Source organism: Micromonospora siamensis, from assembly GCF_900090305.1.
Lineage (GTDB): Bacteria > Actinomycetota > Actinomycetes > Mycobacteriales > Micromonosporaceae > Micromonospora > Micromonospora siamensis.
In genome coordinates this window covers 1,097,382-1,110,433 of sequence record NZ_LT607751.1, presented here as the reverse complement: position 1 = coordinate 1,110,433, position 13,052 = coordinate 1,097,382, and the positions used below count along the sequence as shown (strand labels likewise).

Below are 13,052 nucleotides of genomic sequence, written 5' to 3'. Positions count from 1 at the left end.
TCAGGGCCGGTCGATCTCGCCGACGGTGGTGTCGGGGTGGTGCAGCTCCCGGTCGGCGGCCGGGTCGGCGTGGGAGACGGCCCGGCTCGTACGCGGGCCGGTGCGGCCGACGGTGATGGTGCGGGGGGCGGGACGCTTCGCGCGGGGCAGGTGCACCCGGAGCAGGCCGTGGTCCATCACCGCGTCGATGGCGTCGGGGTCGACCCGGGACGGCAGGTCCACCCGGTACTCGAAGCCCCGGGTCTCGAAGCCGCCGGGGATGCCCTGGTCGGCGTTGACCTCCGCCTCGGAGCGGGCCCGTACGCACAGCTCCCGGTCGTCGAGCTCGACGGCGACCTCCTCCGGCGCCACCCCGGGCAGCCGGACCAGCACCTCCCAGCCGTCCGTGGTCTCGGCCAGCTCGACGTCCGGCGAAGCTCCGCCGCCGCGCCCGCCGACCAGGCGGCTCAGCTCGGAGCGCAGCGACTGCAACTCGCCCATCGGGTCCCAACCCTGCTGCCGGCCCCGCCACCCGCGGCCGAACCCGGCACCGCCCTGTTCGGTCATCGCCTGTCTCCCATCCGCTGCTGTCCGGCGGCCGTCGGCCGCAGTGAGCTGGGCGCGTCCAGGTGCGCGTCGCGGTCCACGCCCACCCCGAGCCGGTCGACCAGTTCCCCGCCGAGCCAGGAGCTGACGCCGAGCAGCGCCAGGCCGACCACCTCGATGGCGACCAACGCGCCTCCGGCGGCCCGGGAGTCGGCGTTGAGCCGGACCGCCCAGACGGCGGCGAAGAGCAGGATCACCGCGAGGTTGGCTCCGGCGTGGGTGACCCCGACCCGCTTGGCGCGGGTGCCGGCCGGGATGGCGAGCAGGTCGAACGCGCCGGCCACCGCGGCGAGCAGGCCACCGATCAGACCGACGGTGATGTTCCAGTACGCCACCTCGGCGAGGAAGTCGGGACCGCCGGCGATGTCGATGATGTCGAAGATGGTGCCGGTCACCAGGAGGGCGACCGGGAACATCACCAGCATGGGGTGCACGGGGTGGCCCAGTACCTTGAGTCGGCTCTCCATCTCGGGCCTCCACGGTTCGCGTCCGGGCGCGCTGCGTGTGAGGCGGTACCCATGCCGTTCGTGGGCAAACCTCGCGTTCGACGCGCTCTCCTAGGCTGATGCCGGCGGCCCACCGGCATGACCGGCTCCGCCACCATGGTCAACGGACGGGGGAGGATCACGTGACGGAAGAGATCGGGTCGCACGAGGAGCTGCGCGAGCTGTTGGGGGCCCCGATGCCCCGAACGGTGGCCAAGGACCGGGCGGTCCTGCACGAGCGGGACCGGCAGTGGCTGGCCGCGTCGCCGTTCTGCCTGGTCGCCACGGCGGGCGCGGACGGCAGCTGCGACGTCTCCCCCAAGGGCGACCCGGCCGGCTTCGTCCACGTGCTGGACGACACCACCATCGCCATCCCGGAGCGGCCGGGCAACCGGCGCGCGGACGGCTACCGCAACATCCTCGACAACCCGCACGTCGGGCTGATCTTCCTGATCCCCGGGCGCACCGACACGCTGCGGATCAACGGCCGGGCCCGGCTGCTGCGCGACGCGCCCTGGTTCGACCGGATGGTCGTCAAGGGACACCGCCCGGTGCTGGCCGTCGAGGTCACCGTCGAGCAGATCTTCTACCACTGCGCGAAGGCGTTCCTCCGCTCCGAGCTGTGGCGGCCGGAGACCTGGCAGCCGGACGTGCTGCCGACCCGGGCGAAGCTGATCAAGGAGGTGGAGGCGCCCGCCGACACCCTCGCCGACCTGGAACGGCACTACGGGCCGGGATACCTCAGCACGCTCTACGGCTGAGCCCTCGTCCGGCGGTCGGGCGTTTCAGCCGGCGGGGCTGGGTACAGATGGGGTCGCAATCGGCCCGTCCCGCGTCCTGGCGCGGCACCCCCCAACCGGGGCCGAGAAAGGGATGACGACACATGGCGACGAAGAGCGGCTCGACCGGGACGAAGAACCCGCCCGGCAACCAGACGCCGAACACCCCGGACATCGACGAGAGCGAGATCGCCAAGCTGAAGGTCGACGAGCTCCGGGAGCGGCTGCGCAGCCGTGGCGTCTCCGGCACCCGCGACATGCACCACGACGACCTGGTGAAGACGCTGGTCAAGAGCCTCAAGGACGAGCACTCCGGCAAGGGCGGCGCGAAGTCCCCCGGCAGCGCGAAGTCGTCCGGCAGCGCGAAGTCGTCCGGCAGCGCGAAGTCGTCCGGCAGCGCGAAGTCGTCCGGCAGCGCGAAGTCGTCCGGCGGCTCGACGCCCACCGGCGGCGGCGCGCGTACCGGGTCGCACACCTCCAGCTCGGTGAAGTACTCGCAGGAGATCACCTCCATCGACGACCAGCCGGAACGTCCCGGCCGCAGCCTGGTCACCACCGATCACGACGTGATCCGGCAGTGGGCCGAGGCGCGCAAGGGCGTGCCGTGCACGGTGGAGGGCAGCGAGCACGACGGGCACGTCGGCGTCCTGCGCCTCGACTTCCCGGCGGGCGGCCGGGAGAGCCGGCTCACCGAGATCAGCTGGGACGAGTGGTTCCGCGCCTTCGACGCGCGCCGGCTGAACTTCATCTTCCAGGAGGAGCGCTCCGACGGGCGACAGAGCAACTTCTTCCGGCTGGAGAGCCCGGACCGCGAGGACGGCTGAGGCGTACGTCCCTCATCGGCCCGGAGGCCCAGGTCAGCGCGTTGCCCTGGGCCTCCGCCGTACCCGGGGACCGCCTTCTGGTCCTTTTCGGTCGTTCGGGTTTGCTCCGGCGGATGCGGGTACGGATTTCCGTGACGAGGACGGCTCTGGCACCCCGCCGAGAGCGGTTCGACTGACGAGGGAGGAAAATCGCGATGACCACGAAGGTCGAGAAGTCCATCGAGGTGCAGGTCCCGGTCAGCACCGCCTACAACCAGTGGACGCAGTTCGAGGAGTTCCCCCGCTTCATGGGCGGCGTCAAGGAGGTCCGCCAGCTCGACGACAAGCGGCTGCACTGGACCGCCCAGATCGGCGGCGTGAAGCGTGAGTGGGACGCGCGGATCCTCGAGCAGGTGCCGGACACGAAGGTCGCCTGGGCGGCCACCGAGGGCGCCACCAACGCCGGCGCCGTCTACTTCGAGCCGCTCGGCCCCGGCCGCACCGCGGTGCGGCTGCACCTGGAGTACGAGCCGGAGGGCCTGGTCGAGAAGGCCGGCGACGCGCTGAACATCGTCGAGAAGCAGGCCGAGTCGGATCTGGAGAAGTTCCGGTCGTACATCGAGAGCCGGGGCGCCGAGAGCGGCGGGTGGCGTGGCTCGGTCAACGACGGCCTCTCCGTCGGGACGCCCGGCGTCGAGGACGCCCCCGCGTCCCGGGGTGACAGCGGCAAGGCTGGCGTCTCCGGCAGGACGGTCGCCGCCGGTGCCGCGGCCGCCGCGGCCGGGATCGCCGCCGCCGCCGCCGCGAAGCACCGCTCCGACGGCAGCCAGGACGTCGACCGGACGACGGTCAGCGAGCCCGACTACGTGGTCACCGAGACCGAGGTCGTGCCAGTGGCCGACCCGGACCACCCGATCACGGGCAGCAACCCGGGCCGCACGTTCTGACCGGAACACGGAAGCCCCCGACCGCGTGCTGCGGCCGGGGGCTTCGTCGTCGCGTCAGCTCACCGTCAGGGTGCGCCGGTTGCTGTAGCTGACCAGATGGTCCACGTCACCGGGCTTGCGGACCCGGTAGTAGTACGTCCCCTTCGCCGAGGGCTTCAGGGTGAACGAGTACGCGCTGGTCGAGGAGAGCTTGGTGCCCGCCACGTCCTTCCACGCGCCGTTGTCCAGGCGCTGGAGGTAGACCGCCTGGCCGGCGTGGTTCGGCGCGACGGTGCCGGACAGCACCGCCGACTGCCCCAAGGTGATCTTGTCCACGGGCAGGTACGTGGAGACCAGGGAGGTCACCGAGATGGTGCGCAACGGACTGGCCTGGCCGATCAGCGAGTCGCCGGACGAGTTCTGACCACCGCCCGAACTCCCCCGGTACACCCACTTGTACTCCGTGCCCCACTGCGGAATGAAGTTGGCGGAGAGCCCGCCGGTGCTGCTGGAACGCCCCGTGGCCACCACCTGGAAACTGGTGGTGCCCAGGCGCCGGGCCTGCAGCTCCACCAGGGCCCCCGGCACCCCGGCTCCGGAGTCGACGCGGGTCAACCGCCCGGTCAGCACGAACGACTGGCCGTAGTAGAGGGTCGTCACGTTGCTGGAGATGGTGGTGCGGGTGCCGACCGCGCGGGTGGTTACCCGCGGGCTGTACCGGCCGGAGGTGTCCAACGTCCAGGCGGAGAGCGAGTAGGTCGTACCCGGGGTCAGGTTGCCCACGTAATCCGAGACGGCGCTCGCCGCACTCTGTCTCAAAGGCGACTGCACCGGGTCGGATAACGGATCGCGCCCCCGCCGCGAGCTGCGGCGGGGGCGCGAGTCCGGATGGGATCAGTACACCTTGAAGCTGACCGGCGAGCTGTAGCCGATCGCGTGGTCGGTGTCACCCGGCTTGCGCACCCGGTAGGTGTAGGTGCCCTTCGCGGTCGGCTTGATGGCGAACGAGTACGCGCTGGTCACCGAGAGCTTCGCCCCGATCACGTCGTGCCACGCCCCGTTGACCGACCGCTGCAGGTAGACCGCCTGGCCGGCGTGGCTGGGGGCGACCTTGCCGGTCAGCGACACCGAGCCGCCCAGCGGGATCGACGTCGCCGACAGCGTCGCCGACACCGTGGTGGCGACCCAGACGCCGCGCAGGCCGCTGGCCGCCCCGATCAGGCCGTTACCGCCCCGGTAGACCCACTTGTACTCCAGCGCCCCCGACGGCTTGTGCGCGAACGACAGGGTGCCGTCGGCGGCGGAGGTGGCCGTGCCGACCACCACGAACGTGGTGGTGCCCTTGCGGCGGGCGTGCAGCTCCGCCTTGGCGCCCGCGATGCCGGCGCCGGTGTCCACGCGGGTCACCTTGCCGGTCACGGTCACCGTGCCGCCGTACGCGATCGAGGTGGTGTTGCTGGAGATGCTGGTCGCGGTGCCGACGGCGCGGATGCCGGCGACGCCGCTGACCTTGCCGGAGCGGTCCACCACCCAGATGCCGAACGCGTAGGTCTGGCCCGGGACCAGGTTGGCGACGGCGGCGGCCGTGTTGTTGGGGGCGTACAACCCGGTGCCGTACGTGGGTCCGGCCGGCGCCGACGGGCCGGGGGACATCCGGACGACGACGTGGTCCAGGTCGGTGATGTTCGGCAGCGTCCAGCTGAGGTTGACACCCCGGTAGACGCCCTTGGCGGTCAGCGAGCCGACCTTGCCGGGCACGGTGTCGACGGTCCGGAAGACGCTGGAGTACGGCGTCGCCTGGGTGTTGCCGGCGGTGTCCCGGACGCCGTCGACCACGATCCGGTACGGAGTGTAGTCCAGCAGCGGGGCAGCCGGCGTGAAGGTCACGGTGGACCCGCTCAGCGTCGGCGTGCCCGCCACCGTCGCACCGGTACGCCCGTTGACCAGCTTCACCGTGCCGGTGGTCACCGACGCCGGGTCCACGTTCCGGGCGAACGTCACCGTCGGCCGGGTGGCCAGGGACTGGCTGTTGATGTACGGCGTGGGCGTCACGTTGCGCACCCACTCCTGCGCGCCGGGCGTGGACGGCGTGGCGGTGCCGTCCGGGAAGGTGGAGAGGATGTAGTTCGCCGCGTCGCGGGCACCGTTGTAGTTGCGCACCCGGATGTAGAAGGTGCCCGTGCCGGGCGTGCCGACGACCTGCTCGGTGGCGCCCGGGCCGTACGCGTCGACCTCGTCGATCAGCTTCAGGTCGGCGTCGTAGAGCGCCACCACCGGGTCGGTGCTCTGCGGGGCCACCGAGTTGTAGGCCGGCGGGGCGACCTGCACCCGCCACCGCTGACCGGGAGCACCGTCGATGCGGTACCAGTCCAGGTCACCCTCGACACCGATGCTCGCGTTGGTGGAGGTCCCGTAGTTGGGCAGAACGGTGGCCCGAGCCGGGGTCTCGTTGGAGTCGCCGATGGTGAGTTGGGGGAACTCGGCCGCCCACCGGCCGCCGACCGCGTTGTTGGCATCGACGATGCCCGCGCCGTAGTACGGGTCGATGCCGCGCGGGCCGGCGTCCCGAGCCGTGGCCTTGATCCGGGCCAGCACCTGGGCCGGGGTCATCTTCGGGTTCCGGGTACGCACCAGCGCGGCGATGCCGGCGACCATCGGGGCGGAGAACGACGTGCCGCTGGCCCCGCCCTGGCTGTCGCCGATGACGTACCAGTCGTTCTCGGTCGGGTGGGCCGGGTGCCAGGCGGTGCTGGTGAGGTGGAAGCCCGGGGCCGCCACGTCCACCCAGTCGCCGCTGCTGCTGAAGTCGGTGATCCGGCCGCGACCGTCGGTGGCACCGACCGCGAGGACCTCCGGGTACGCCGCCGGGTACTGCGGGGTGTCGTCGCCGTCGTTGCCGGCTGCCGCCACCACCAGGACGCCCTTGGCGGTGGCGGCCTTGATCGCGTCGTGCAGCACCGGGTTGTCCTCGGTGCCGCCCAGCGACAGGTTGATGATCTTCGCGCCGTGGGCGGTCGCCCAGTTGATGCCTGCGGCGATGGTCGAGTCGGTGCCGCCGCCGTCGGCGTCCAGCACCTTCACCGGCATGATCTTGCTCGACCAGGCGGTGCCGGCGATGCCGATGCCGTTGTTGGTCGCCGCGCCGGCGATGCCCGCCACCTCGGTGCCGTGGCCGTTGTTGTCGCTCCACGAGGAGCCCGGCGAGATGGCGTTCCATCCACTCACCACCCGACCGAGCAGGTCCTCGTGGGTGGTCATCACACCGGTGTCGAGCACCGCGATGACCTGGGAGGTCGTGCCCTGGGAGATGCTCCAGGCATCCGCCATCCGTACGGTGTTCAGGTAGCCCTGGTCACCGTAGACGTAGGCCGGGTCGTTCGGCGTGGTGGTGGCGTACCGCCGGTAGTCCAAGGTCGCCTTCACGACCGCAGGGTCCTTGCGGAGCGTGGTCAGCAGATCCTGCGCCGAGCCGTCGGTGCGCACCTTGACGTACTCGGTGCCCTCCACCTTGGCCGCGACGCGCGCGCTGCGCCGGGACACCGCCCGGTCCTTGGCGGACTTGCTGGTGCCCGACTTGAACTTGACCAGCACGGTGTGCGGGTCGAACTCGGGCTTGTCAGCCGCGGCGGCACGCTCCGGCCGCGGGATCTGCATGTTCTTGAGCTGCGGGTGGTCGGGCGACGGCGCGGCCTGGGCGGCGGCCACCGAGGGGACGATGGTCCCGGTGACGGCCAGGGCGAGCGCGGCCACCGCCGAACGGCGGAGAGCCAAGAAGAACCCCCGTGAATAAGGGAAGGAGAAAACCGGTCGACCCGGTGGGGCGACGGTCACCGCAGTTTGGCAGAGATCGACGAACCGTGACAGCAACGAACGGCTGGTCCACCACCTGACCGATGGGACGATACCGTAGCGACGAGACGCGCGCGGTCCCGCGACGGTCGCGTGTCTCCGGCTCAGCGGTCCGTCCACTCCCGCGCCAGCAGCGACCACACCTCCGTGTCATGGCGTACGCCCTGGTGGAGAAACTCCTCGCGGAGCACGCCGTCGCGCCGCATGCCCAGCCGCCGCGCCACGTTGCTGCTGGCGACGTTCTCCGGGCGGCAGTGCCACTCGACACGGTGAATGCCGCGCACCCGCACCGCCCAGTCGACCAGGTGCCCGGCCGCCCGGGTGATCAGGCCGCGGCCCTGCCCGGCCGGCTCCAGCCAGCAGCCCAGCTCACAGGTGCCGGCGGCGGCGTCGAAGGAGACGAACATCGTGCCGCCGACCAGGGTGCCGTCGAGCCAGATGCCGTAGAGCCGGCCGGCGTCCCGGGCGGCCAGGTCGGCGAAGCGCTGGAGGATGGCTCGCGCCGACTCCACGTCCGTGGCCCGGCTGGCCCACGGGATCCACGGGTCGACGGCGGCGCGGGCCCGGTCCATGTGGGCGAGGTACTCCTCGGCCTGCCACGGCTCCAGCGGGCGCAACTCGGCGCCCTCGGTTAGTGCGATCGAGAACATCCGCGCACTGTATCGAGGTCCGGTCCGGCTCGAGCGGACGTTTTTCCGCTCGTCCGGTGACGGCCGGTCCGGCGGTCCGCAGGCCGATGGGCGATCCGGCGGGCTACCGGACGTCCCACGCGGGGCGGCTACACTCCCCGCTCATGATCGACTTCTCCAACGGCTCAGTGTTCAAGCTTCACCCGGCCAGCGCCGACGAACTCGGCCCCTTGGTCGCGCCGCTCCTGATCCCCCAGGAACGGGTGGTCTCGTGCTTCAAGGCCGCGCGCGATTTCGTCGTCTTCACCGACAAGCGGCTGATCGCGGTGAACGTCCAGGGGATCACGGGCAAGAAGCGGGACTTCACTTCCCTGCCCTACAGCCGGATCCAGGCGTTCTCCGTCGAGACCGCCGGCACCTTCGACCTCGACGCTGAACTCGACCTCTGGTTCAGCGGTCTGGGCAAGGTACGCCTCGAGTTCAAGGGCAGCTCGGACATCCGACAGCTCGGCCAGCTTGTCGCCTCGTACGTCCTGTGAGCCGCCCGTAGAGGAGCAGTGCTACCCCGCAGGTCCACTGTGATCGGCGGTCGCCCACCGGAGCGCGGCCGCGGCCCGTACCGTCGACGGTTTGTCGGGTCGCGGACGCGCCCTCCGGTAAGTCGCAGCGCCCGGGTAGTCCGAGGACTGGTCGGCGACGACGGGTCAGTGCCAGTCGCTGATCCGGACGTCGTGCGGGTGCGGAGCACCGATGCCGGTCTCCATCAGCTGCTTCAGGCTCACCAGGAACGTGGCCCACTTGGTGCTGCAGTGGTACATGAACTCGACCGGCTCGGCCCAGCCCTCGTGCCGGAACAGCACGATCGTCCAGTCACCGGCCCGCTTCAGGTCGAAGATCACCCGGGTGCCGATCCACTCGGCCGGCCCGTCGGTGACCTCCCACTCGACCCGCTCGTTCGGCCGCTGGTCGAGCACCTTCATGTCGAATCCGCCCGGCTCGCCGAAGCGGAACTGGATGGTGCCGCCGACGGCGACGTCCCCCGTGGTGTCGGTGGTCCACCAGGCGGCCAGACCGTCCCGGGTGGTCAGTGCGTCGTACACCTTCTCCGGAGTAGCGGTGGCGCCGACGCGGTGCAGGATCTCAGGCATGGTCGTTCCCCTCTTTCTCGTGGTCGGGGTGCGGGTGGGGCTGCCGGGAGCGGTGGACCGCCTCGGCGATCGTCTTGATCCGGCGCAGTCGGGCGTCCCAGGCCGCACCGACCGAGGCGAGCTGGGCGACCGCGCGGGCGAGCTGGGCGTCGTCCACCCGGTAGCGCCTCTCCCGCCCGACGCTCGTCGCGTGGACCAGCCCGGCGCGGTCGAGGACGTCGAGGTGTTTGGCGACCGCCTGCCGGGTGACCGGCAGGTGCTCGCTGAGGCTGGTGGCCGTGCCGGCGCCGTCGCTGAGCAGCCGGTCCAGCAGGCGACGGCGAGTGGGGTCGCCGACCGCGGACCACAGGTCGTCGTCGATGAGGGTGGTCACGGCCGTACCGGCTCGCGGTCGTCGCGCTCCGTCCCGGGTACGCGGGCGGCGCGCTCGGCGATCCGCGGCAGGAAGAAGTCCCAGCCGGTCACGTGCTCGTGGTACGCCTTCTCCAGCACGGCGATCTCCCAGCCGCGCTCGCGGAAACCGGTCTCGGTGAGCCGGAGCAGGGTGCCGTCACCCGCCGGGGTCAGCTCGAAGGTCACGAGCAGCGAGTTGCCGGCGGTGGCGGCCTGGCCGGCGTCCTGCGTCCAGCGGAACGAGAAGAGCCGGGGCGGTCGCACCTCCCCCACGGTGATCGGTACGACGTCCGTCCGGCCGGTCGCCTCGTCGCGCCAGGTCAACTCGCCGGTGCTGCCGGCGACCGGCTCGATGTCGGTCTCGGCGTTCCACCAGTCGCGGATGTGGGCGGGGTTGCTGACGACGTCGAACACCGTTTCCGGTGGCGCGTCCACGTGGATCTCCCGCTCGATGCTCCCGTACTCCATGCCCGGCTCTCCTCGTCACTAGAGCAACCTTTGGTTGCTTGTCACTCTAGGGAGCCGACGGCACATGCGCAACGATTGGTTGCGAAAAGTGGCCGGCGGTGGACGGGCTTCCCCCTCCACCGCCGGCCGGCGCCTGAGCCGACTCAGCTCAGGCGATCAGTCGTGTCAGGCGATACCGGGCGCGACACCGTAGGAGGCCGTCTTCGGGTCCGCGCCGAACCGGTTCTCGCCACGGGTGCCCTCCATCGCGAAGAACACGATCAGGACGATGGCACCGACCAGCGGGATGAGCGCGATCAGCAGCCACCAGCCCGCGCGGTTGGTGTCGTGCAGCCGCCGCACGGCGACCGCGATGCTCGGCAGCAGGAGAGCCAGGGTGACGATCAGTCCGATCACGCCGAGCGAACCCGAACCCATCTGGGTGCCGAACGCACCGTCAAGGACGCTGGCGACAATGCTGACGACCCAGGAGAAGAGGGCGAACCACCAGTACTCGGACCGGCGGGCCCGACCGCCGAAGCTCGCGTAATTGGAAAAGACCGATTTGACGGCATCAATGGGGGACATGGCAGCTCCAAAGTGGTGAGAGGTCAGCGAAAGACCTGCAAGGTCAATCGCGACGCAGCAAAGCAGGTGACCAGCGCCCGGTCAACGGCCTTTCGGCTGCCCTTGACTGGCCCAGCCCGGCCGGGACCCGGACCCGGCCGCCCCCGGTCGAGATCGCCTGCTGGTCGGCGGGGAGCCAGCGCAGACTGGCCAGCACCAGCACACTGAGATCCGACTGATCCGCGAAGTCCCGCCCGGACCGGTCCGGCAACTCCCCGGTCGGACCTCGCCCCGCCAGCGCCGGCGCCTGGCACGCATCGCGGTACGGACCATCACCTGCCGGACGTACGCCTCCGGTCGCCCCTGGGGCACGTCCAGCCGATGCCACGACCGGTAGGCCGCGATCAGGCCCTCCTGGGCGAGATCCTCACCCAACCGTGTGTCACCGGCCAGCAGTGCGCCGAATCGGACGATCTCCCGGTACCGGCCGGCGACGAACTCCTCGTAGCCGTCGGGTTCCGCCCTGCGAAGCAAGCCCATACCTTATTGAGGGCCCTGGACCCGACCGATGGTTCCCCCGGCCCGGACGGGCATCGTCGGCGGCCTCCTTCTGGCAGGGTGAGCCGGATGACCGCCCGAACCGACTGGCAGGCGTGGCACGAGCCCTACGCCGACCCGGACTCTCCACTGTCGCGTCGGCTGCGGCTGGTCCAGCAGCACATCGCCTCGTGGCTGGACCAGCGCTCCGAGGAGCGGCTGACCGTGGTGAGCGCGTGCGCGGGGCAGGGCCACGACCTCGTGGGCGTCCTGGCCGCACGCCCGGACGCCCGTCGCGTCCGGTGCACCCTCATCGAGTACGACCAGCGCAACGTGGGCGCGGCCCGGTCCGCCGCCGACCGGGCCGGGCTGTCGAACCTCGCGGTCAGGCAGGCGGACGCCGGAGACCTCTCGTCGTATGTCGGGGCGGTTCCCGCGGATCTCGTGCTCATGGTCGGGGTCTTCGGCAACATCTCCGACTCCGACGTACGACGAACGGTCGCCGCCCTGCCCCAACTGTGTGCGGCCGGCGCCACCGTGATCTGGACCAGGGCACGTCGCGCACCCGACCTGAACCCCGCCATCCGGGCCTGGCTCCGCGAGGCCGGCTTCGTGGAGGAGGCCTTCCACGCTCCCGACGGCGTACGGTTCTCGGTGGGCGTTCACCGGCTGGAGGGCGCGCCCCGGCCGCTGGACGCCACGGAGGTGGTCTTCAGCTTCCTCCGCTGACCCTCGACTACCGCCGGAGAGGCGCCGAAATGGCCACTTGGATGCTCTTCATCGGGCGGGTCACCCCGACGACTCTCCAGTGGTACGCGATGGCGGTCCTCAGCGGAGCCTGCGGTCTGCTGACGTACGTCGTGCGGGCGCCCCGGCCGCGTCTCCACCTGCTCGCCGTCGCCGTCGTCCTCGCCGTGGTCGGGGTGACCGGCAAGCTCCTGATCACTACCGGCAACCGGTCGTAATGGGATTCACAGGGGAGGCACTGATGACGGAGTGGCCGGATCCGACGGTGTATCTGCCGTACATGGTGGAGATCGAGCAGGAAGATGGCGAGGTTCGGTCGTATCCGGCTCATTTCGTGACGATGACACCGGACTTCGTCTTCGTCCGTGATCCGGCTGGCGGGTCGGCGAGTCTGCCGACGCGCTCGGTGCGTTCGATCAGGGTCGCGGTGCAGGATCTGCCGGCAGACCACGACTCGTTGCGGGCCGAATATCCCAACGCCTATCAGCCCTGGCACCCCTTCGACGAATTGAGCCTCGAAGGCATGCACAAGTCGAGGGGGACGCAGGCGTCCGCGCAGCTGCGCCGCCGCCCTCCGGCGCATCTCGCCATCAAGGCGCGCGAGCGAGGCTACGACCCCACCGCCATGCTGAACGCCATCGAAAACGAGTCGAAACCCGAGCCGCACTCGTTGGAGGCGCTGTATGCGAGGCGCTCCGCTGAGAACGACTACCTCGTCATCGTCAAGCCGGGAGTCGATCTGTATCAGATACTCAGTCGGCACCAGCTCTCGCCCGACGGCTTGTACCGCATCGTCGCCTCGTGGGGATTCGGCGTCAGGCTGACCGGCCTGCAGTTGGAACAGTCGCCGAGGGCCGGGGGGCCGGCACTTTCCGAAGACCCCGACATCGATCGCATCGAGCCCGACCCCGAGCGGCTTGCACCGCATTTCCGTGCCCCACAGGAACGGCGCGTCGATGGCGAGTACATAGTTGGCGTTCGTTGCAGCGGTGATCCGCTCACCGTCGCCGCGCGAGCCGGGGTCTCCCCGAGCAGAGTGTTCGACTTCATCAACAGCTTCTCCGCCGACATGACTGACGCTCAGGTTCAAGCTCTGCGCCGGGACCCCGACGTGGTGCAGATCGAGGACAATGCGACTGCCGTGCTGGACTGCTGAT

General features: G+C 70.6%; 16 protein-coding genes and 1 pseudogene. 7 read left to right on the top strand and 10 right to left on the bottom strand.

Going from position 1 to position 13,052, the window contains the following annotated elements; genetic code table 11:
• Positions 1 to 546, bottom strand: coding sequence for an Hsp20/alpha crystallin family protein (locus GA0074704_RS05200; protein ID WP_088969443.1), 546 nt, complete (start codon positions 544 to 546; stop codon positions 1 to 3).
• Positions 543 to 1,052 carry a DUF2231 domain-containing protein gene (locus tag GA0074704_RS05195; protein WP_088969442.1) on the bottom strand — a complete coding sequence of 170 codons (510 nt, stop codon included), beginning with the start codon at positions 1,050 to 1,052 and terminating at the stop codon, positions 543 to 545. The genes GA0074704_RS05200 and GA0074704_RS05195 overlap by 4 nt, the downstream gene beginning before the upstream one ends.
• 161 nt (positions 1,053 to 1,213) lie before the next feature.
• Between GA0074704_RS05195 and GA0074704_RS05190 the strand changes: the two genes are divergently transcribed.
• From GA0074704_RS05190 to GA0074704_RS29325, 3 genes and pseudogenes are all read left to right on the top strand, one after another.
• Positions 1,214 to 1,831: a pyridoxamine 5'-phosphate oxidase family protein gene (locus GA0074704_RS05190; RefSeq protein WP_172880422.1), complete on the top strand. Its 618-nt coding sequence runs from the start codon at positions 1,214 to 1,216 to the stop codon at positions 1,829 to 1,831.
• Positions 1,832 to 1,953: 122 nt separating this feature from the next.
• Complete coding sequence (locus GA0074704_RS05185; RefSeq protein ID WP_088969440.1) at positions 1,954 to 2,673, top strand: SAP domain-containing protein; 720 nt, start codon at positions 1,954 to 1,956, stop codon at positions 2,671 to 2,673.
• Positions 2,674 to 2,867: 194 nt separating this feature from the next.
• Positions 2,868 to 3,317: pseudogene (locus GA0074704_RS29325) on the top strand (SRPBCC family protein); the annotation flags it as partial.
• A gap of 336 nt (positions 3,318 to 3,653) precedes the next feature.
• Here the strand turns inward: GA0074704_RS29325 and GA0074704_RS05175 are convergent.
• From GA0074704_RS05175 to GA0074704_RS05165, 3 genes are all read right to left on the bottom strand, one after another.
• Positions 3,654 to 4,361, bottom strand: coding sequence for a hypothetical protein (locus GA0074704_RS05175; protein ID WP_088969438.1), 708 nt, complete (start codon positions 4,359 to 4,361; stop codon positions 3,654 to 3,656).
• Between the two features lie 111 nt (positions 4,362 to 4,472).
• On the bottom strand, positions 4,473 to 7,349 hold the full coding sequence (locus tag GA0074704_RS05170) for a S8 family serine peptidase (RefSeq protein ID WP_157743600.1): 2,877 nt from the start codon (positions 7,347 to 7,349) through the stop codon (positions 4,473 to 4,475).
• Positions 7,350 to 7,531: 182 nt separating this feature from the next.
• Positions 7,532 to 8,077: a GNAT family N-acetyltransferase gene (locus GA0074704_RS05165; RefSeq protein WP_088969436.1), complete on the bottom strand. Its 546-nt coding sequence runs from the start codon at positions 8,075 to 8,077 to the stop codon at positions 7,532 to 7,534.
• A 143-nt stretch (positions 8,078 to 8,220) separates the two neighbouring features.
• Here GA0074704_RS05165 and GA0074704_RS05160 point away from each other — a divergent pair, with 143 nt between their 5' ends.
• Positions 8,221 to 8,595 carry a PH domain-containing protein gene (locus tag GA0074704_RS05160; RefSeq protein WP_088969435.1) on the top strand — a complete coding sequence of 125 codons (375 nt, stop codon included), beginning with the start codon at positions 8,221 to 8,223 and terminating at the stop codon, positions 8,593 to 8,595.
• Positions 8,596 to 8,760: 165 nt separating this feature from the next.
• On the opposite strand, the gene GA0074704_RS05155 is transcribed toward GA0074704_RS05160, so the two are convergent.
• From GA0074704_RS05155 to GA0074704_RS29845, 5 genes are all read right to left on the bottom strand, one after another.
• A complete protein-coding gene (locus GA0074704_RS05155) occupies positions 8,761 to 9,204 on the bottom strand; it encodes an SRPBCC family protein (protein ID WP_088969434.1) in 444 nt (147 codons plus the stop codon).
• Positions 9,197 to 9,577 carry an ArsR/SmtB family transcription factor gene (locus GA0074704_RS05150; RefSeq protein ID WP_088969433.1) on the bottom strand — a complete coding sequence of 127 codons (381 nt, stop codon included), beginning with the start codon at positions 9,575 to 9,577 and terminating at the stop codon, positions 9,197 to 9,199. Before GA0074704_RS05150 ends, GA0074704_RS05155 begins: the two co-directional genes overlap by 8 nt.
• Positions 9,574 to 10,065, bottom strand: coding sequence for an SRPBCC domain-containing protein (locus tag GA0074704_RS05145; RefSeq protein WP_088969432.1), 492 nt, complete (start codon positions 10,063 to 10,065; stop codon positions 9,574 to 9,576). The genes GA0074704_RS05150 and GA0074704_RS05145 overlap by 4 nt, the downstream gene beginning before the upstream one ends.
• 165 nt (positions 10,066 to 10,230) lie before the next feature.
• The gene (locus tag GA0074704_RS05140) at positions 10,231 to 10,632 is read right to left on the bottom strand and encodes a DUF805 domain-containing protein (RefSeq protein ID WP_088969431.1); all 402 of its coding nucleotides are present in this window, start codon (positions 10,630 to 10,632) and stop codon (positions 10,231 to 10,233) included.
• A gap of 81 nt (positions 10,633 to 10,713) precedes the next feature.
• Positions 10,714 to 11,151 carry a sigma factor gene (locus GA0074704_RS29845; protein WP_088969430.1) on the bottom strand — a complete coding sequence of 146 codons (438 nt, stop codon included), beginning with the start codon at positions 11,149 to 11,151 and terminating at the stop codon, positions 10,714 to 10,716.
• Positions 11,152 to 11,238: 87 nt separating this feature from the next.
• Here GA0074704_RS29845 and GA0074704_RS05130 point away from each other — a divergent pair, with 87 nt between their 5' ends.
• From GA0074704_RS05130 to GA0074704_RS05120, 3 genes are read left to right on the top strand one after another with little or no spacing between them, the layout of a single operon-like run.
• The gene (locus GA0074704_RS05130; protein ID WP_088969429.1) at positions 11,239 to 11,877 is read left to right on the top strand and encodes a class I SAM-dependent methyltransferase; all 639 of its coding nucleotides are present in this window, start codon (positions 11,239 to 11,241) and stop codon (positions 11,875 to 11,877) included.
• Positions 11,878 to 11,906: 29 nt separating this feature from the next.
• Positions 11,907 to 12,113 carry a hypothetical protein gene (locus GA0074704_RS05125; RefSeq protein WP_157743598.1) on the top strand — a complete coding sequence of 69 codons (207 nt, stop codon included), beginning with the start codon at positions 11,907 to 11,909 and terminating at the stop codon, positions 12,111 to 12,113.
• 23 nt (positions 12,114 to 12,136) lie between these two features.
• Positions 12,137 to 13,051 (top strand): protease inhibitor I9 family protein, encoded by a 915-nt coding sequence (locus GA0074704_RS05120; protein ID WP_157743597.1) that lies wholly within the window; start codon positions 12,137 to 12,139, stop codon positions 13,049 to 13,051.
• The last annotated feature ends 1 nt before the right edge of the window (position 13,052 follow it).